At 69.7% G+C, this 19,107-nt stretch carries 14 protein-coding genes; 5 read left to right on the top strand and 9 right to left on the bottom strand.

Annotated elements, in window-relative coordinates; genetic code table 11:
* Positions 1 to 66 precede the first annotated feature (66 nt).
* Positions 67 to 1,512: a replicative DNA helicase gene (gene dnaB, locus J5X75_RS17900; protein WP_208468547.1), complete on the bottom strand. Its 1,446-nt coding sequence runs from the start codon at positions 1,510 to 1,512 to the stop codon at positions 67 to 69.
* Between the two features lie 524 nt (positions 1,513 to 2,036).
* Here dnaB and J5X75_RS17895 point away from each other — a divergent pair.
* Positions 2,037 to 5,519: a hypothetical protein gene (locus tag J5X75_RS17895; RefSeq protein ID WP_208468546.1), complete on the top strand. Its 3,483-nt coding sequence runs from the start codon at positions 2,037 to 2,039 to the stop codon at positions 5,517 to 5,519.
* A 71-nt stretch (positions 5,520 to 5,590) separates the two neighbouring features.
* Here the strand turns inward: J5X75_RS17895 and rplI are convergent, their stop codons facing one another.
* The 5 genes from rplI to J5X75_RS17870 form a co-directional block, all read right to left on the bottom strand.
* Positions 5,591 to 6,040 (bottom strand): 50S ribosomal protein L9, encoded by a 450-nt coding sequence (gene rplI / locus J5X75_RS17890; RefSeq protein ID WP_043529634.1) that lies wholly within the window; start codon positions 6,038 to 6,040, stop codon positions 5,591 to 5,593.
* Between the two features lie 14 nt (positions 6,041 to 6,054).
* Complete coding sequence (gene rpsR, locus J5X75_RS17885) at positions 6,055 to 6,294, bottom strand: 30S ribosomal protein S18 (protein ID WP_007073789.1); 240 nt, start codon at positions 6,292 to 6,294, stop codon at positions 6,055 to 6,057.
* Positions 6,295 to 6,334: 40 nt separating this feature from the next.
* On the bottom strand, positions 6,335 to 6,892 hold the full coding sequence (locus J5X75_RS17880; RefSeq protein WP_208468545.1) for a single-stranded DNA-binding protein: 558 nt from the start codon (positions 6,890 to 6,892) through the stop codon (positions 6,335 to 6,337).
* Between the two features lie 65 nt (positions 6,893 to 6,957).
* Positions 6,958 to 7,248 (bottom strand): 30S ribosomal protein S6, encoded by a 291-nt coding sequence (gene rpsF, locus J5X75_RS17875; RefSeq protein ID WP_183226522.1) that lies wholly within the window; start codon positions 7,246 to 7,248, stop codon positions 6,958 to 6,960.
* A gap of 294 nt (positions 7,249 to 7,542) precedes the next feature.
* Complete coding sequence (locus J5X75_RS17870; RefSeq protein WP_208468544.1) at positions 7,543 to 8,568, bottom strand: hypothetical protein; 1,026 nt, start codon at positions 8,566 to 8,568, stop codon at positions 7,543 to 7,545.
* 127 nt (positions 8,569 to 8,695) lie between these two features.
* Between J5X75_RS17870 and J5X75_RS17865 the strand changes: the two genes are divergently transcribed.
* Complete coding sequence (locus J5X75_RS17865; RefSeq protein ID WP_208468543.1) at positions 8,696 to 9,472, top strand: deoxyribonuclease IV; 777 nt, start codon at positions 8,696 to 8,698, stop codon at positions 9,470 to 9,472.
* 21 nt (positions 9,473 to 9,493) lie between these two features.
* Positions 9,494 to 12,217, top strand: coding sequence for a hypothetical protein (locus J5X75_RS46405; RefSeq protein WP_372450897.1), 2,724 nt, complete (start codon positions 9,494 to 9,496; stop codon positions 12,215 to 12,217).
* Here the strand turns inward: J5X75_RS46405 and J5X75_RS17855 are convergent.
* The 3 genes from J5X75_RS17855 to J5X75_RS17845 form a co-directional block, all read right to left on the bottom strand.
* The gene (locus J5X75_RS17855; protein WP_208468542.1) at positions 12,205 to 13,719 is read right to left on the bottom strand and encodes a glycosyltransferase family 87 protein; all 1,515 of its coding nucleotides are present in this window, start codon (positions 13,717 to 13,719) and stop codon (positions 12,205 to 12,207) included. The two genes, J5X75_RS46405 and J5X75_RS17855, sit on opposite strands and share 13 nt — an antisense overlap.
* Before the next feature lie 132 nt (positions 13,720 to 13,851).
* Positions 13,852 to 16,326, bottom strand: coding sequence for a transglycosylase domain-containing protein (locus J5X75_RS17850; protein WP_307798136.1), 2,475 nt, complete (start codon positions 16,324 to 16,326; stop codon positions 13,852 to 13,854).
* Between the two features lie 343 nt (positions 16,327 to 16,669).
* Complete coding sequence (locus J5X75_RS17845; protein WP_208468540.1) at positions 16,670 to 17,137, bottom strand: DUF5318 domain-containing protein; 468 nt, start codon at positions 17,135 to 17,137, stop codon at positions 16,670 to 16,672.
* A gap of 159 nt (positions 17,138 to 17,296) precedes the next feature.
* Here J5X75_RS17845 and J5X75_RS17840 point away from each other — a divergent pair, with 159 nt between their 5' ends.
* Together J5X75_RS17840 and J5X75_RS17835 are read left to right on the top strand one after the other, a co-directional pair.
* Positions 17,297 to 17,923 carry a PadR family transcriptional regulator gene (locus tag J5X75_RS17840; protein WP_183226527.1) on the top strand — a complete coding sequence of 209 codons (627 nt, stop codon included), beginning with the start codon at positions 17,297 to 17,299 and terminating at the stop codon, positions 17,921 to 17,923.
* A 23-nt stretch (positions 17,924 to 17,946) separates the two neighbouring features.
* Positions 17,947 to 19,026 carry an inositol-3-phosphate synthase gene (locus J5X75_RS17835; protein ID WP_208468539.1) on the top strand — a complete coding sequence of 360 codons (1,080 nt, stop codon included), beginning with the start codon at positions 17,947 to 17,949 and terminating at the stop codon, positions 19,024 to 19,026.
* The last annotated feature ends 81 nt before the right edge of the window (positions 19,027 to 19,107 follow it).

Genomic DNA, 19,107 nt, shown 5'->3' with positions numbered 1-19,107 from the left:
TACGCGCCGCGCCCGGTCACTTTCCTCTTCGGGCGGCACGACGCCGTACCGATGAAGGTGGCGTTTTTAGATCGCCATGTCGACGAAGCGCGACAGGTGCAGCTGAGCGGCCACCGTCACGGTGTCGGTGGGGCCGTTACGGTGCTTGGCCACGATGAAGTCGGCCTCGCCCGCGCGGGGCGACTCCTTGTCGTAGTAGTCGTCGCGGTGCAGCAGGATGACCACGTCGGCGTCCTGCTCGATGGAGCCGGACTCACGCAGGTCGGACAGCTGGGGCCGCTTGTCGGTGCGCTGCTCGGGGCCACGGTTCAGCTGGCTGACCGCGATCACCGGGCACTCGATCTCCTTGGCCAGCAGCTTCAGGCCACGGGACAGCTCCGAGACCTCCTGCTGACGGCTCTCGGTCTTCTTCGGCGAGGACATCAGCTGGAGATAGTCGATCACCAGGAGCCGCAGGTTGTGGCGCTGCTTGAGGCGGCGCGCCTTGGCCCGGATCTCCATGAGGTTCATGTTCGGCGTGTCGTCCACGAAGATCGGCGCCTGACTGATCTCGCCCATCCGGCGGGCCAGCTTGGTCCAGTCGTCGTCGGAGAGCTGGCCGGAACGCAGCGTGTGCAGCGGCACCCGCGCCTCGGCGGAGAGCAGGCGCATCACCATCTCAATCTTGCTCATTTCGAGCGAGAAGATGGCGCTCGCACAGCCGCTCTGAATCGCCGCGTTCCGGGCGAAGTCCATGCTCACGGTCGACTTACCGAGACCGGGACGGCCGGCCACGATGATCAGCTGACCGGCATGCAGGCCGTTGAGCAGGCGGTCCAGGTCCTGGAAGCCGGTGGGCACACCGGTCATCACGCCACCGGCGGCGCCGACCGCCTCGATCTCGTCGAGGGTGGGCTGGAGCATGTCGCCGAGGGCCGCGAAGTCCTCGCTGACCCGTTTCTCGGTCACGTCGTAGATGGCCTGCTGGGCCAGGTCGACGATGTCGTCCACATCACGCCCGCCGTGGCCGTTCGCGCCGTAGCCCAGCTGGACGATCTTGGTGCCAGCCTCGACGAGGCGGCGAAGGATGGCCCGCTCGGAGACGATCCGGGCGTAATAGGCCGCGTTCGCCGCGGTGGGGACGCTCTCGATCAGGGTGTGCAGGTACGGCACACCGCCGATGCGCTGGAGGTCACCGGAGTCGGCGAGGGCAGCGGCGACGGTCAGGGCGTCGGCGGGCTCACCACGCCCGTACAGATCGAGGATGACGTCGTAGATCGTGGCGTGGACCGGGCGGTAGAAGTCGGTGACCTTGAGGATCTCCACGACGTCCGCGATCGCGTCCTTGGAGAGCAGCATGCCGCCGAGGACACCCTGCTCAGCGGCCACGTCCTGGGGTGGGGCCTTGTCGTAGCTGTTGCCGCCACCGTCCTGTGGCCCCTTGCCGTTCCCGCCGCCGCCCCCGTTGAAGGAGCCGCCACCGCCTTGGGAGGGCGGCCGTGACTCCGGTCTCGCGTCGTCGGTGATCGACACCCCGGACTCCCCCTCCACTCGGCCATGGCCGCTCTCACGATCGAACCGCCTCGGTCCTTCTCTTTCGACTGATCCGTCACCGGATTCAGTGGTTCGCTCCGATCAAAGTCCCACGTGAGGCTGGACCACTGTACGAATCACCCAGCCACCCACCCAACTGCGCCGGTGGACGAGTCTCTGGACAACCTGTGGACAGCACCGGTGACTCCTGTGGGTAGCCCTGTGCACACCATGTGGACAACTCGCGGGCGCGACGGACCCGAGCAGGGGATTTGCAGTTCTGACCTGTGGAGGGCAAAAAAGGTTCTGGATCTGCGGAAATACCGGCTCGGGTGAGCAAGCCGTCGCACTGAGGCGTTGCGGTTCCGTCTCGCGCACGTCACCCTTTCCAGGTGGACCAACGGGAGTGGGACTACGGCACCCGCATGTCGCGCAGTCGGCGCGCTGCGGGGTCTTGGCCCACCCGGGAACCGGAGATCGCGGAGCCGGAGCCCCGTTGGGCCTCTCTGACCGACACCGGCAGCATGGCTCCCAGCGACGAGGCGCTGACCTGGCAGCGGCGCGCCGACGACTGGGCACAGCAGGCCGAGATCGAGCCCTACCAGGGTGGCGGCGGCCATGCCGTGGAGCCGGCCAACCGCTGGTCCTCCGAGGTGACCCCCACCGGGCGGCCGACCTTCCCCGCCGACGGCGTCGGCTGGCGCACCGAGACCGCCGAGTGGCGGGCCACCGGGGCGCGCTGGCGGCAGACCACCGAGTGGCGGTCGGCCACCGGATCGCACGTCTGGCGCTCCACCACCGAGACCTGGCAGGACGAGGAGGAGCGGCGAGCCGCCGCGGAGCGCGAGAAACCCTCCATACCCGGTACGGCGTGGCCCACCCCCGAGCCGGAGGCCGAGACGCCGTCCTGGCGCCGGAGCGACCCCGACACGTCCTCGTCCTGGCGCCAGAGCGATCCGGACACCTCGTCGTCCTGGCGGCGCACCGACGCCCCCGCCGTGACCAGCCCGGTGGAGCAGACCTGGTCGAAGAGCACCCCCTCGTGGCAGCAGCCGTCGGCGCAGACACCGAGCTGGCAGCAGCCGCAACAGCCGCAGACGCCGAGCTGGCAGCAGCCCTCCGCCCCGGCGCCGTCGTGGCAGCAGCCCCAGCAGCAGACCCCGTCCTGGCAGCAGCCGTCCACGCAGACGCCCTCCTGGCAGGAACCCCAGCAGACCCCGTCCTGGCAGCAGCCCTCCACTCAGTTGCCGTCCCGCCGGCGCGGCGCGGAGACCGGCGCCCCCTCGTGGACCCGTTCCGACAACCCGCCGCCGGGAGAGAACACCACCGGCGTGCCCCGCTGGGAGCGGACCGAGGCGCCCGGCTGGCAGCGGTCGGCCGCCGAGGACGCCCGTCACCTGGTCCGTGAGGACGACCGGGCGGCCTGGCGCCGGGAGTCCGGCCCCACCGAGCGGCCCACCCGGGTCGGCCGCCGCCGGGCCGCCGAGACCGGCGCCGCCCCGGCCGGTGGCACCGGCTGGACGAACGGCGCCGACACCGACAACTGGGCCGGCCACACCGACACCGGCAGCATCCCGGTCGTCTCCGACCAGGCACTCTCCCCGGACGCGACCACCTGGGGCACCCGGTCCGCGCCGCCGTCGCGCCGTGAGCGCGGCCGGTATGCCGAACCCCCACCGCCTCCGCCGGAGCAGCCGCCGGCCCCGCGCTCCCAGCCGGAGCCCCGGCCGGGCAAGCCGCGCTACAACGCCAACGCGACGAACTGGCGCGAGGACACCGCATCCTGGGACGCGGAGCAGGACACCAGCAACTGGACCCGGGATCCGGACACCGGCCAGTGGAGCCGTGGTGAGGAGGACCCACGGGTCCTCGCCTGGCGGGCCGAGGCGGCTCGTCGCGAGGCGATGAAGAAGGACGAGCCAGCCGGTGACGGCGGGCGCCGCCCGCGGCGTGCCGAGCCGGCCGGTGGGGTGCCCGGCGGGCCGCTGCCGAGCAGCTCCGTCCCGGATCCCTCGGAGGCCGGTGCGACCTGGCCGACGAGCGCCATGCCCGGCAGCCGTCCACGCAGCGCCCTGCCCGGGCCGATGAGCCCGGTCGACGACACTCAGGCGGGCCGGCGACGGCGTGTCGAGGAGCCGCCGTACCCCACCGGCAGCACGGGCCGGCGACGGGCTGCTGAGCCGCCCGTGGACGAGCCGATCGGCCCGGAGGCACGGCGGGCCCCGCAGGATCCCCGGCGCGAACCCGACGACTATCCACCGCCCGGTGGCCGGCCGGGCCCACGGCCGCCGCAGTGGTCGGATCCCGGTGGGCAGGCGCCGCGCCGGTCCGCGTACCGGGACGAGCCCTATGGTGGCCGGCGTGAGCTTCCGGCCGGCAGCTCGGGTCCGTCCTACCCGGCGCCGGGGCCGGGTTATCCACAGCGCTCCGAGCCTTCGTACCCGCAGCAGTCCGGGCCGTCCTGGTCCGAGCCCTCGCGCCCGGAGCCCTCGCGCCCCGAACCGCCGTCCTGGTCCGAGCCGTCGCGCCCAGAGCCGCCGTCCTGGTCCGATCCGTCGTGGTCGGTGCAGGAACAGCCGCAGCGTGGCCTTCCCCCGCGCGGCGGAGCACCGCAGCAACGGCCCGCCTACGGCACCCCGGCGGGTGCGCTTCCGGCCGGACCGTCCGCCCCGGAGCAACCCACCTACGGGGGTGCGCCTCGCGAGCTGCCGCCCGGCCGGTCCGGTTACGGCAGCCCCGCCTCCGCGCCGACGTCGAGCGGGCTGTCCTGGCTGGAACAGGAACGGCAGCGGCTCCAGGAACCCCAGGGACCGGCGTACGGCGGCGGCACGTCCTGGCTGGAGCAGGAGCGGCAGCGGTCAGCAAGCGCCCCGACCTCCAGCGGCCCCGCCTGGCTGGACCAGGAGCGCCAGCGATCGGCCAGCGCCCCGACCTCCAGCGGGCCGGCCTGGCTGGAGCAGGAACGACAGCGATCGGCCAGCGCCCCGACCTCCAGCGGCCCCGCCTGGCTGGAGCAGGAGCGGCAGCGGCCGGCGCCGCAGCAGGGCCCGGCCTACGGCAGCGCCCGCGCCCTGCCGGCCGGCAGTGATGCCGGGCCGCGCTGGACCGATCCCGCGGCTAGCGGCGGCCCGCGGGCGCTGCCGGCCGGCGGCGGCACGCCGTCCTGGTCGGAGCAGCAGAAGCCGGCGTACGGCGGTGGCGACCTGTCCGGTCGCTGGCCGGACCCGCTGGCGGACCAGTCCGGCCGGGGTGGCTACGGCGACCAGGGCGCCGGTGGTGGTTTCGGTGAGCGCCCGCCCATGGCGGACTGGCTCGCCGCCGAACGCGCCAACCGGCGCGGGGCAGACTATCGAGGGAGCGCCGGGCAGGACGGTGAGACCGACTGGCGCCAGGAGCTGTCCCGCCAAAATGATCTCGCCGAGGGCGAGTCTCGCCGTTACGACACGTCGGACTTTCCTCCCTTTCGGCCAAGCGGTTCGGCCACGGTTGCCGGAGCGTCGAATCTGGCCCTGAGCGCCACGTCAGTGATCTCGACGGCCCCAGGGGGTGCCGCCCCTACCGGGGAGGACACTTCGTGGCCGCCACGGCGTTCCACGGGCGCTTTCCAGGGCACCGGATCGTACGAGCGGCGCCCGATGAGTGGCGATCTCCTCGCCGGCCCGTCGCCCGACTTGCTGAACCCGGATGACGACGAGGAAGAGGAGAAGGTCAGCAGCCCGCTGGCCGCGGTCGGTTACACCGTCGTGTGGTACGGCGTACCGGTCGTGCTCTTCGTCCTGGCGATGTTCCTGCTGAACAGCGGGCAGCGTTCGACCGCGCTGGACACGCTGGCCGGCGCCGCGCCCGAGTTCGGGATCGCGCTCGTGCTGAGCATGCTGGTGGCCTTCGGCCTGCGGTCGGCGACGACGGCCTGGAAGTCGCCGAGTATCGGCCTGGCGGCGGCCGTGGTGGGTGGCGGTCTGGCCACCGTGCTGAGTTCAGCCATCACCGGCAACAGTCTCAGCTGACCGGCGGGACGGCCGGGAAACGCGAAAGGCGCCCCGGGCGAGCCCGGAGCGCCTTCGGCGTATTACAGCGACTACTTGGCGGCCACCACGTTCACCGGGAACGTCGCGGTCACCTCGGGGTGCAGCTTGACCTGCACGTTGTACGAGCCGGTGGTCTTGATGTGACCCGGGAGCTCGAGACGACGCCGGTCGAGAGCCGGACCGCCGGCGGCCTTGACCGCGTCGACGATCTCGGCCGGGGTGATCGAGCCGAAGAGGCGGCCACCGTTGCCGGAGCGCGCCTTCAGCGTGACCTTGAGGCCGGCGAGCTGGCCCTTGACCTCGTTGGCCTGGCCCAGGTCACGGATCTCACGAGCCTCGCGGGCCCGCTTGATCACGACGACCTGCTTCTCGGCGCCCTTGGTCCACTGGATCGCGAACCCCTGCGGGAGCAGGTAGTTGCGGCCGTAACCGTTCTTCACCTCGACGATGTCGCCGGGGGTGCCGAGGCCGGACACTTCCTGAGTGAGGATGATCTTCATCTCGGTGCCCCCTCTCAGCGCGCCGTGGCCGTGTACGGCAGGAGCGCCATCTCACGGGCGTTCTTGACCGCGCGGGCGATCTGCCGCTGCTGCTGGGAGGTCACACCGGTGACGCGGCGGGCACGGATCTTGCCGCGGTCGGAGATGAACTTCCGCAGGAGCGCGGTGTCCTTGTAGTCGATGTAGGTGATCCCGTCCTTGTCGAGCGGGTTCACCTTCTTCTTCGGCTTGCGAAGCGCCGCAGCCTTAGCCATTGCTCAAACTCCTGTTAGTGATCCTGGAAAGCCCGGAGGCTCAGAAGGGAGGCTCGTCGTCGAACGAGGAGTTGCCGCCGCCACCGCCGGAGCGGTTGCCGCCGGCCGGAGCAGCCGTGGCCCAGGGGTCGTCGAAGTCGTTGCTGTTGCCACGACCGCCGCCGCTGTTGCCGCCGAACTGCCGGTTGCCACCACCGCCGGAGGAACCGAAACCGCCCCCTCCGCCGCCGGACCTGCTCGCCTTCTGCACCTTCGCCGTGGCGTAGCGCAGGGACGGGCCGATCTCGTCGACCTCGAGCTCGTAGACGGTGCGCTTCTCGCCCTCTTTGGTCTCGTAAGACCGCTGGCGCAGCCGGCCCTGCACGATCACCCGAGCGCCACGTGTCAGCGACTCGGCGACGTGCTCGGCGGCGTCACGCCAGATGTTGCACGCGAGGAAGAGTGGCTCGCCGTCTTTCCATTCGCCCGTTTGCCGATCCAAGGTCCGCGGCGTCGAAGCGATGCGGAACTTGGCGACCGCCGCACCCGAAGGGGTGAAGCGGAGCTCAGGGTCGTCGGTCAGGTTGCCGACGACCGTGATGGTGGTTTCTCCTGCCATGAACTTCTCCTCGCCGCTTTCAGTCGTTGCCGCAAAGGGTCTCAGGACCCTCTGACAAAAACGCCTCAGCGGGTCTCGGGACGGATGACCTTGGTACGCAGGATGGACTCGTTCAGCCGCAGCTGACGGTCCAGCTCGGCCACGGCCTCGGGCGTCGCCTGCAGGTCGACGACCGCGTAGATGCCTTCAGCCTTCTTGTTGATCTCGAACGAGAGCCGGCGACGGCCCCAGATGTCGAGCTTCTCCACCGAGCCACCCGCGGTCCTGATCACGTTCAGGTACTGGTCGAGCGACGGGGCGACGGTGCGCTCCTCGAGCGAAGGGTCGAGGATCACCATGAGTTCGTAATGACGCAAGACTTTCTCACCTCCTGTGGGCTATGCGGCCACGGTATTTCCGTGGCAGGAGGTCTTGTGTCGAACGCAGAAGGAAAGCCGTGGGAGAGAAGCGCCCACGGCGGACACACTGCGAACCGAGCCAGCATACCCACGCGGGCCGCCACGCCAAAAACGACGGCCCCGTCCGGGTGGACGGGGCCGTCGACGGGAGCCGCGGGGCGCCCGTCCCGATTCGTTGGGTGGGACCTGGGGAGGAACGACCACACCGATGAGGTTGGGCGCGCACGCCCCGCGGAGCTTGCAAGGACGAGCTTAGACCATATTTGTACGAGATGCACGTTGTGACGCGATTGCCCGAATCGCAGCGGTCGCCACGCCCAGAACGCAGACCAGGGCGGTCAGCCCCAGCAGGCCGATCGGGTGCCCCTCGTCGATCCGGCCCACCGCGGCGACCGGCTCGGCGGCCGCGAAACTGCCCGCCCCGGTCGTCTCGGTGACCGGCACCCCCGCCTCGGCCATCGTGGGCGGGGCGACGTCCTCCCCGGCCGTGGGCAGCGGCGCGGTGGCGGCGCCGGGCAGGAGCGTCCGGCGGTCTCCAGGCGGCATGCCGGCGAACGCGGGCGTGCCGATCCCCGTACCGTTGATGATCTTGTCTTTGATCCGTGGCGCGACGCCGCCGCCCTGCGGCAGGGCCTGTGCCGCGACGGGCACGTCCCGCATCGCGGTGACCGGCCTCGCGCCGGACGGGTGTCGGATCCCCGCGTGCGCGGACTTCGGCGAGGTCCGGTCGGGGCGCGAATGGGGCGCCAGCGCGTCCGGCAGGGTCGAACCGGAGGTACGGGAGCCCGCGGCTGATCCCGGTCCGGCCGGTTTCGCCATCGTCACCGCGGCGCCGTTCCCGTCGGACGGGACCGGAACCGGGTTGGACTGGTCCGTGGAATCCGCCGGCGTGGTCGCCGTGACCAGCATCGGAACCGGATTCTCATCGAGGTCGCAGTCCGGCGTGAGCAGCACCGCGGTGGTGCCGCGCCGGAACACGACCTCGGCCACACCGTCCGCCGGGATGGTGCCCTTCGGCGAGCCGGCCAGCTTGAGCTGCGCGTCGTGCCCGGTCTGGTTGACCACCCGGACGACACTGCTGGCCGGCACCGTCATCGACTCGACGCTCGGCTTCGACCCGCAGGACAGGCCGAGCACCCCACCGCCGGCGAAGCTGACCTGACGATCGTTCCCCTCGACCTGTTCGGCGCTCGCCGTCCCGTTCGTGAGCAGCGGCACGCCGAAGATCAACGCACTCAATCCCAGCGCCGCCATCCGGTATCGGAACTGCCGCGACATGCACCATCCCCCAGTCCACCGCCGGGCGTTCCCGGCATTCGTCAAGCGTGATCAATGAGCTAACGAGGGGCGGCGGAGCCCGGTGACGCGGAGGGAGAGCGTCGTACCCGCGTCGTAGGCTCGTTCCATGCGCATCGGAGCCCATGTCGATTCCGCCGACCCGCTGGCCGAGGCCGCCGCCCGCGGGGCCGACGCCGTGCAGTTCTTCCTGACCGACCCGCAGAAGTACAACTCGCCCAAACCACGCGAGGACGCGGAGCGGATCCGGGCCTCCGAGGTGGAGGTGTTCGTGCATGCGCCGTACATCGTGAACGTCGCCTCACCGAACAACCGCATCCGCATCCCCAGCCGCAAACTGCTGATGGCGCACGCCCGCGCCGCGGCCGAGCTGGGCGCGAAGGGTCTGATCGTGCACGGCGGGCACGTCGGCGCCGGCGCCGATCTCGCCGCCGGCTTCGCGAACTGGCGGAAGGCCTTCGAGTATGCGGAGAGCGAAGGCGGCCTTCCGCTCCCGGTGCTGATCGAGAACACCGCGGGCGGGGACAACGCGTGCGCCCGCCGCTTCGACGATCTGGCCCGCCTGTGGGACGAGGTCGGCCGCTTCGGGGCCGGGTTCTGCCTGGACACCTGCCATGCGTTCGCGGGCGGGGAGGACCTGACCGGCATCGTCGACCGGATCAAGTCGATCACCGGGCGGATCGACCTGATCCACGCCAACGATTCGAAGGGTGGATTCGACTCCGGCCAGGACCGGCACGACAACATCGGCAATGGGAAGATCGACCCCGAGTTGGTGGTGGCCGCGATCCGGGCCTCCGGCGCTCCCGCCATTGTGGAGACGCCGGGCGGGGTGGAGGGGCAGACCGCCGACATCGCCCTTCTGCGCGAGCGGGCGGGCAGCTGACGTAGGGCCACCGGGAGGGTCATGACCGAGCAGCCGCAACCGAAGTCGTCCGTGGCCGCCGCGGAGACTTCCGCGCGCCGTGGGCCGCGGCGGTTGCTCGGGCTCCTGCCGCCACGGCGCGCGGCCACACCGGCGAGCAAAAAGGACAAACCTCACAACGGTACGCCGACGTCGCCCCGTCCGGAGAAGACCGCCCCCGACGCGAAGTCCGGGACTCCGGCGAAGACCGGGGTTCTGGAGAAGACCGCGCCCGACGCGAAGTCCGGGACTCCGGAGAAGAAGGCGGACGGCCCGGCGGCCGTGACGTCGCCGACGGCGAAGGACGCCCGCCCACCCGGTGCGCCACCGGATCCGTGGAGCGCCTTCGCCGCGATCCCGGAGCAGCCACCCGGCATCCTCCGGCGGGCACTGCGGGCGCTGAGCCGATCCGTCATCCACGAGTACGCGCTCGTCGTCTACGCCGCCTGCCTGCTCGCCGTGATGATGACCTGGCCCACCCTGCGCTACCCGATGCACACGCTGCCGCAGGACCTCGGCGACCCGACCCGGCAGGCGTGGCGCGTCGCCTGGGCCGGGCACGCGGTGATCGACGACCCGGCCCGGCTGTGGCAGTCGAACGCCTACTACCCGCAGAAGGACAGCTTCGCCTTCGGTGACAGCCTGTTCGGGTACGCGTTCGCCGGGATGATCGGCGACGGCCCGGGTGCCGCGATCCTGCGGTACAACATCCTCTTCGTGGTCGCCCACGCGCTGCTGCTGATCGGCGCCTACGCACTGGTCCGCCAGCTCGGCGCCCGGCCCACCGGGGCGGCGGTGGCGGCGGTCGCGTTCGCCTACGCGCCGTGGCGGCTGGCGCAGGAAGGCCATCTCAACATCATCTCGGCGGGCGCCATCCCGCTGGCGCTGGCCATGCTGGCGCGCGGACACGGCTATTCACTCCGGTACGGTTTCCGGCCCGGGCGCCGGAGCGCCGCCTGGGCCGTCGGTGGGTGGCTGGTCGCGATCTGGCAACTCACCCTCGGCTTCTCCCTGGGCATTCCCTTCGCGTACGTGCTGGGCCTGATCCTGATCACGCTGGTCGTCACCGGGTCGATGAGCAGCTTCCGTCAGTCCCGGCGGGAGAAGCGTGCCGTGGCAGTGCCCGGACGGCGCTGGGGTCTGCGGCGTGGCAGGCGCACGGCGTTGCCCGGCCCGGCCGCCAAGGCGTCCACGGCTCCCGGCAAGACGACCGGCTCGGGGACGGACAAGGCAGGCCTGGAGGCGGACGCGGCCGACCCTAAGGCAGACAAGGCAGGCCTGGGAGCAGACAAGGCAGGCCTGGGAGCAGACAGGACAACCCCGGAAGCCGGCAAACCGAACCCGGAAGCGACCAAGACGGCTTCGGAGGCGGCGAGCAAGGCAAGCAAGGCGTCGGGCAAAGCGGGCGAAGCGGCGAGCAAGGTTAGCGAGGCGGCAGGCACGTCGGCCATACCGGCGACCCCGGCCGACGCATCCGTGGAAGCGGCATCGAAGGCCGACGGGCCCGAGCCGGAGGTGCGGCCGGTGGCGGCTCCGCTGCGGCCGGACCAGACCGGGCCGGAGACGCGACCGGTGACCGATCCGCCGGCGCCCAGCCGACCGAAGTCCGAGGTTCAGCTGGCCGCTTCGATGGAGGTGTCACCGGGACCGCGTACCGATGTGCTGGCGAGCCCACCCCGGCGCCGATGGATCAGTCTCGGTCGTTACCTGGCGGGTCCGCCCAGGCCGGAGCGGAAACCGGTCATCGGCTGGCTGCTCACCAACATCAACATCCTGGGCGCGACGATCTTCCTGTCCATCGGCGTTCTGATGGCCGTGCCGTACATCCGGCTCAAGGACACCGGCTCACGGATCGAGGAGATCACCTTCTTCTCGCCACCGCTGCGGAGCCTGCTGATCGGCCCGGCCGAGTCCCGCGTCTGGGGCGCCGCGCACGCGACCCCACGGGCCTCGCTCGGGTGGGCCGCCGAGATGTCCCTGCTTCCCGGCTTCGCGCTGTACGCCCTCGCCCTGGCCGGTCTGTTCCTCTCGGTGTGGCGGCTGCGGCACCGCGCGCTGCTGATCGCCGGTCTCGTGGTCACGGTGATCCTCACCCTGGGGACCAGCTTCTTCGGCGGCCGCTGGACGTACCTTCCGCTGTTCGGCCACTTCCCGGCCTCGTTCGACCTGCGCATCCCGGGCCGCCTGATGCTCTGGGTGACCCTGCTGCTGGCGATCCTGGCGGCGGGCGCGGTGGACGATTTCGTCCGCCGGATCGAGCACTGGGCCGCCCAGCGGATCCCACCGTGGCCCGGGCCGTGGCTGCGCCTGGCCAGCCTGATCCCGCTGATCCTGGTGGCGCTGGAGGGCTGGAACACCACGGCACACCCGCAGGTGGCCGCGCAACCGGACGCTCTGCGTACCGTCACCGGCCCGATGCTGGTCCTGCCCACCGCCGACCTGACCGATCAGACCGTGCAGCTGTGGACCACCTCGCGGTTCCAGCAGATCGCCAACGGTGGCGGCGGTTTCGACACGGCTCAGCAGAACGAGTTGCGCGCCAAGGCGGCCGGCTTCCCGGACGCGACAAGCATCGAGTACCTGGAGTCGATCGGCGTCCGGAAGGTTCTGCTGCTGCGTGACCAGGTGGCTGGCACCTCCTGGGAGGACGCCGTCGACCTGCCGGTGGACGCGTTGCAGATCCGCCGGGAGGATCTCCCGGACGCCGTCGTCTTCTACCTCAACTGACCGACGGGGCTGGGCTCGTCCGGGAGGACCGGCGCCTCCTGGGACGGACCCACCCGGAAGTAGCCGCGGAACCCGGTGAGCCAGGAGGCCTCCGGACCGTCGAGTCGGCCGGCGTCCGGGTCGGCGCCGCCGTAGGAGCGCCGGACGTCGTCCAGTTCCGGCCGCCAGATCTCGCGGGCCACCAGGAAGAACAGCACCGCCACGGTGACCAGGCGGAAGGTGGAGGCCAGAACGAAGGTGCCCTCCGGGATGACGGTCTTGCCGCCGGCGCCGATCAGCTCGGCGTAGAAGGCGGCCAGGTAACCGATCTCGGCGAGGGTCCATGCGAGGACCGCGCCCCACTTGGGACGGGCCAGGGCGATCAGCGGGAGCAGCCAGAGCACGTACTGCTGGGACCACACCTTGCTGAAGATCAGGAAGGCGGCGACCACGAGGAACGCGAGCTGGCTGATCCGCGGACGGCGCGGGGCGAGCAGGCCCAGCAGGAGAATGCCCAAACAGGAGAGACCGAAGAGCGCGTACGAGAGGTAGTTGAGGGTCGGGATGTGGTCGCTGAGCCACTGGAACAGGCCCTGGTCACCCACCGTGCCCGCGTTCCATTTCCCGTCCAGGTAACGCCCGATGTACCAGAACGTGCCCCAGTCGACCGGCCGCTCCGAGTTGAGCCGGAAGAACCGCAGCCAGCTCTCGTGCCAGAAGACCATGACCGGCAGGTTGACCAGCAGCCAGGTCAGACCGGTGGTGAGGAACGCCTGGACGAACGGCCGCAACCGCCCGGTACGCAGTGCCACGATGAGGATCGGCCCGAGAATGAACAGCGGCCACAGTTTGGCCGCCGCGCCCAACCCGAAGAGCACCCCGGCCAGGCCCGGGCGTCGTCGCGCCCAGAGGTACAGACCGAGCGCGAACAGTCCGATGGCCAGGAAGTCCCAGTTGATCGTGGCGGTGAGCAACACGATCGGGGAGACCGCGAGGATCGCCGCGTCCCATGGCCGGCGCCGGCGCAACGCGAGGACCACGGCGACGCTGATCACCGCGAACAGGCAGAGCACCAGCGCGTTGACGTTGTAGAACCAGCTGCCCTGGTTGATGTTCGGGTGGTTCACGCCGTACTCGTGCACCGGCAACCCGAGCAGGCCCATGAAGTAGCCGGTGACCACCGGGTATTCGACCGGATGGTCGACGTAGGGCACCTTGCCCTCGTTCAGGCCCTCGGCGTAGTAGAGCGCCAGCACGTCGGTGTAGCAGTACCGGGTGTACTGGACGTTGTTCTGCCAGTTGCCGTCCATGCAGGGCGATTTCTGCACCCAGGAGAGCGCCAGAACCAGGCAGGCCAGCGCCATCACGATGCGCCGCGCGGTCCAGAACCGGCCGGGCCGGGAGTCCGGTGGCACGGCGTGTGCGCCGAGTGGGCCGCCGATGGCTTGGGAGAGTCCCCGTACGAAACCGTCCGAGGTGGCACTCGCGACGTCAGGCCGATCGGTGGGCGGTTGGGCGCTCATGTCTTGGCATCATGCCGCATCAGCGGCGGCGAGGGGTGACAGGCCACGGTGGCGTCCCGATCTTCCCAGGCGCCCCATAGGAAACGGCGCCCACCTCGTCGAGGTGGGCGCCGTCGTCAACGATCCGGGGCGTCAGTCGCCGTCGTCGTTGCCGTTCCCGTTGTTGCCGTTGTTGTTGCCGTCGTTGTTCCCGGTGTTGTTGCCGCCCGGGCCGGTGGGGCCGCCGGGGCCGGCGGGGCCACCGGTGATCTGGCACAACGGGTTGTCCGGGAAGGTCTGGCAGAACTGGCTGTTCTGGTCGGTCGTCGGAACCTCGACCGGGGCGGTACCGTTGGCGTACTCGCTGTCCGGGTTACCGGTCGGGATGCGCTCGGGGAAGTCCTTCTTCTCCCACTTCATCGCCTCCGCCGTGGTCTCGATGAACTCTTCCCAGATCGCGGCCGGGGTGCCGGAGCCGAACATCGGGCCGCCGTCGGCCTCTTTCAGCGAGACGCGGTCACCGGAGCCTCCGACCCATACGGTCGCGGCCAGCTGCGGAATGCCGCCGACGAACCAGGTGTCACCGTTGAGGCTCTTGCCGTTGACCTCGACCTCCCAGGTGCCACTCTTGGCGACCGACTCACGACCGCTGATCGTGTTGCCGGCGTGCTCCGGGATCTTGGACATGACGCCGAGCAGGTCGGACATCTTGTCCGCGGCGAAGACCCGGTTGCCGCCCTTGTCCGCGCTGTGAATGATCTTCTCGGTGCCGGTCTTCGGGTCGCGCTGCTTGATCGTCTTGATGAAGTGCGCCTTGTGGTGCACACCCTCGTTCACGATGGTGGCGACACCCTCGGCGTGCTCGAGCGGAATCACCCGGTACTGACCGAACGCGACCTCGTTGTCGAAGTTGTTCTTCCACGTGGCCGGCTTGGTGCTGTTCAGGTCGATCTTCTTGCCGTCGTCGTTCCACATGGTCCCGACACCGGCGGCGTTGGCGGCCGCGATCACCTTGTCCTGGCCGATGCCTTCCGCGATCCAGTAGAACGGGAAGTTGTACGACTTGACGGTCGCCGTCTCCAGGTCGCAGTACTCGATCTTGCCGCCACAGACGGAGTTGTCATCCGCTCCGGCGTTGCTGATCTTGCCACCGCCGACCTTCTCCTTCTTGCCGTTCCAGATCGTCTTGAAGGAGATGTCCTCCTTCAGACCGGCCGCCAGGGTGTAGATCTTGAAGGTCGAGCCCGGGGACTGCCCACCGTTCGCCGGAACGCCACTGCCGTCACCGGACATGTAGCCGGCGTAGTCGATGCCGTTCGGGTCGTCACCGCCGTAGTACCCGAGGACCTCACCGTTGGTCGGGTCGATACCGATCACGGCGGCCTGGTACTTCCGGGAACGGAGGGGGTACATCGGCGAGGACTTGCTCGCCTTCGAGCCGGCCGCCTCCGCAGCCTTCTGCACCTTCGGGTTGATCGTGGTGGTGATCGTGAAGCCGCCCTTGTTCAGGGCCTCTTCCTTGATGCCGAGCTGCTTCAGCTCGTACTGCACGTGCCGCAGCACCATGCCGACCGGCTTCTGGTCGGCGCTCTTCTTGTTGCTGGCCTTGGCGATCGGCTTGACCGTCGGGTACTTCCGGGCGTCGAACACCTCCTTCGAGATCGCCTTCATCTCGTACATGTTCGCGAGGGTGTACTCCCACCGGTCCTTGGCGTCTTTTAGGTTGTAGTTCGGGTCGTAGCCCGCGTGCGTGTCGGTCGGGTAGGGCTGCTTGATGATCGAAGCGAGCACCGCCGCCTCGTACGCGTTGATCGCGTTCTTGGCGCCTTGCTTGACCGACTTGCCGAAGTAGCCCTGAGCCGCCGCCTCGACGCCGTACCGTCCCTCACCGAGGTCGATGAAGTTCAGGTACATGCCCATGATCTCTTTTTTGTCGTACTCCGACTCGAGCTTCCGGGCGAGCACCGCCTCGCGCAGCTTGCGGCTGTAACTGATCTCATTCTCGTCAGCGACGTGCCGCGCGTACTGCTGGGTGATGGTCGAGGCACCCTGCCGGTCGCCGCCGGTGAAGTTGTTCCACGCGGCGCGGGCGATGCCCTTCATGTCGATGCCGTTGTGCGTCCAGAAGTTCTTGTCCTCGGCGGCCGCGACAGCGTCCATCATGACTTGGCTGATCTGGTGGTACGGCACGTTGATCCGGGGTTCGCCCTCCTTGGCGAGGACGTTCTTGCCGGTGGCGTCGTAGATGATGTTCATCTGCGCCTCCGCCTCCGGCGTTTTGAGCTTCACGTCGTCGAAGAAGTAGGTGCCGCCGACGATGCCGACGCCCAGCATGATGACCAGCACGGCAGCGGCCGCCGTCAGAATGTTGGCGCGCCGGTACTTCTTGTCGGACTTGCTACGGGGCCGCTTGCCACCGGACCCACCGGAGCCGCCGGATCCACCGCCACCACCGCCGGGAGGCCCACCGCCACCCGGCGGCACGGAGGCACGGCCACCGATGGACGCGGAGCCCACCGAGGCACGGCCACCGACCGAAGCGGCGCCCACCGAGGCGCGGCCACCGACCGCGGCACGGCCGGGGGCGGCGGAGCCGACGGACGCCCGGCCGGCGGAGGCGCCGCCCACCGACGCCCGCCCCGGCTGACCGCCTACCGAGGCGGCACCGGATGGACGCCGGTAAGCGTCCGGGCCGGGCCGAGCCTCGTCGGCTGGCTGGTCGTCAGGCGTGGAAGCAGCGGACGGCCCGGGCACTCTGACCCGGGCTCGTGCGGACTGCGGATCGCCGTACGCGTTCATTCCCTCACACCTACCGGTCGCGGGGGCGCGGTCGGGAGGCCCGGACGAGCCGTCCCCACACTGCGCCACGAGCGGGCGTCATGGGCTGCGGTCCCGGCAGCCCCCTTGTCTTGTGTCTGCGAGGACCGTACGCCGGTCCCAAACCCGTACACGTTAGCCAGATCGGCCCGGTTCATCTCTGGACCTCCCCGTTGTGTGACGAGTCACCTGTCCGGCGGGATCCCCCACCACCGGACGAGACCATAGCGCCGGAATGCAACGTCTCCTCGACGGCGAGCCCGTCGCGACCGAGGACGAACCGTTCCACCAGGTGATTCCACGCACAGGCGCGGCACACCTCCACGACGAAGACCTGAAACTCACGCAGCGTCATCGCGAGGACGGGCAGTTCAGCCAGTTTGCGGGCCTGCCCGGCGGACTGCTTGAGCTCGTCGCCATAGACGTAGTGCACGAGCGTCAGGTTTTCCCGGCGGCAGATCGGGCAACGCTCGTCGATGGGCTCACCATGGTACGTAGCCGCGTTTCTCAAGTAAGGAGACGCGTCGCAGACTTCGAGCGTGCCGACACGGCCGCTCCGAACGTCACGCAGGACCGCCCGCTTCTGTAGCGAGTAGTCGACAACCTGCCGCTGCGTGCGCATGGCGAAGAGAGTACGCGGTCGGCGCTTTTCCGGCGAACGTCATCACGCAGCGTGGCACGGCGACTGCACAGGATGCCCGAGTTGCGCCGTCGCCCGTCCCGATCTACGGTGACGATGTATCGGGCCGATACATCGGGACGCACTTGTGGGGAGGGGCCAATGCTGGAAATGGCGATCCTCGGCCTCCTGCAGGAGGCGCCGATGCATGGGTACGAGCTCCGCAAGGAACTCGCCACCAAACTCGGCACGCTCCGCGCCGCGATCAGTTACGGCACTCTTTACCCCACCTTGAAGCGGCTGAAGCTTGCCGGCTGGATCGGTGAGGCGGAGGCCAACAACGACATCATCCCCCCGATGACCAGCAAGCGGGGGCGGGTTGTCTACAAGATCACGGCCGAGGGCAAGGAGCATTTCGCCGATCTCCTCACCCAGGCCGGCCCGGAGACGTACGACGACGCGGGTTTCGGGGTCCACTTCACCTTCTTCTCCCGGACCGATCGCGCCACCCGGTTGCGCATCCTGGAGGGCCGCCGGCGCCGCATCGAGGAGCGCCGCGAGGGGCTGCGCGAGGTGCTCGCCCGCGCCGCCGACCGCCTCGACGCGTACACGCTCGAGTTGCAGCGGCACGGCCTGGACGCGTGCGAGCGCGAGGTCCGCTGGCTGGAGGAGCTGATCACCAACGAGCGCTCCGGCCGTACCCCCGCTTTTCGAAATCGTGCCGGTCTCGCCGGCGCTCTGAACCCCGATCCCCCGGAAACACCGAGTCCGCAACCGGACCGGCCGTGATGAACAACAAGGAGGCAAACGCGATGGGTTCCGTCCGCGTCGCCATCGTCGGTGTGGGTAACTGCGCCTCGTCCCTCGTGCAGGGCGTGGAGTACTACAAGAACGCCGACCCCAACGACCGCGTCCCGGGTCTCATGCACGTGACCTTCGGCGACTATCACGTATCGGACGTGAAGTTCGTCGCGGCGTTCGATGTGGACGCCAAGAAGGTCGGCATGGACCTCAGCGAGGCGATCGTCGCCAGTGAGAACAACACCATCAAGCTGACCGACGTGCCGCCGAGCGGCGTGACCGTTCAGCGTGGTCCGACCTTCGACGGTCTCGGCACCTACTACCGCGAGATCATCGAGGAGTCCTCGGCCGAGCCGGTCGACGTCGCGCAGGCTCTGCGGGACGCCGAGGTCGACGTCGTCGTCTCCTACCTGCCGGTGGGCTCCGAGGAGGCCGACAAGTTCTACGCGCAGGCCGCGATCGACGCCGGTTGCGCCTTCGTGAACGCTCTGCCGGTCTTCATCGCCTCCGACCCGGTCTGGGCGAAGAAGTTCGAGGACGCGGGCCTGCCGATCGTCGGTGACGACATCAAGAGCCAGGTCGGCGCCACCATCGTGCACCGCGCGCTGGCGAAGCTGTTCGAGGACCGCGGTGTCGAGCTGCTGCGCACGTACCAGCTCAACTTCGGCGGCAACATGGACTTCATGAACATGCTGGAGCGCAACCGCCTGGTCTCGAAGAAGATCTCGAAGACCCAGTCGGTGACCTCCCAGATCCCGCACGAGATGGTCAAGAGCGACGTGCACATCGGCCCGTCCGACCACGTGCCGTGGCTCGACGACCGGAAGTGGGCCTACATCCGCCTGGAGGGCCGCTCCTTCGGTGACACCCCGCTGAACGCCGAGCTCAAGCTCGAGGTGTGGGACTCGCCGAACTCGGCCGGCGTGATCATCGACGCGGTCCGCGCGGCGAAGATCGCCAAGGACCGTGGCATCGGTGGCCCGATCCTCTCGGCGTCCTCCTACTTCATGAAGTCCCCGCCGGTGCAGTACAGCGACCACGACGCCCACGCGGCCGTCGAGGCCTTCATCAAGGGCGACATCGAGCGCTGACGCGCGTCACCCGAGCGAAGCGCAAGCTGAGCGGCAAAGGCCGGCCCACGTCGTGGGCCGGCCTTTCGCACACCCGGATTC

The sequence above is a fragment of the Actinoplanes flavus genome (genome assembly GCF_017592555.1).
Lineage (GTDB): Bacteria > Actinomycetota > Actinomycetes > Mycobacteriales > Micromonosporaceae > Actinoplanes > Actinoplanes flavus.
Note: the sequence above shows the minus strand (reverse complement) of the source record. Positions and strands in the feature narration are given on the sequence as shown.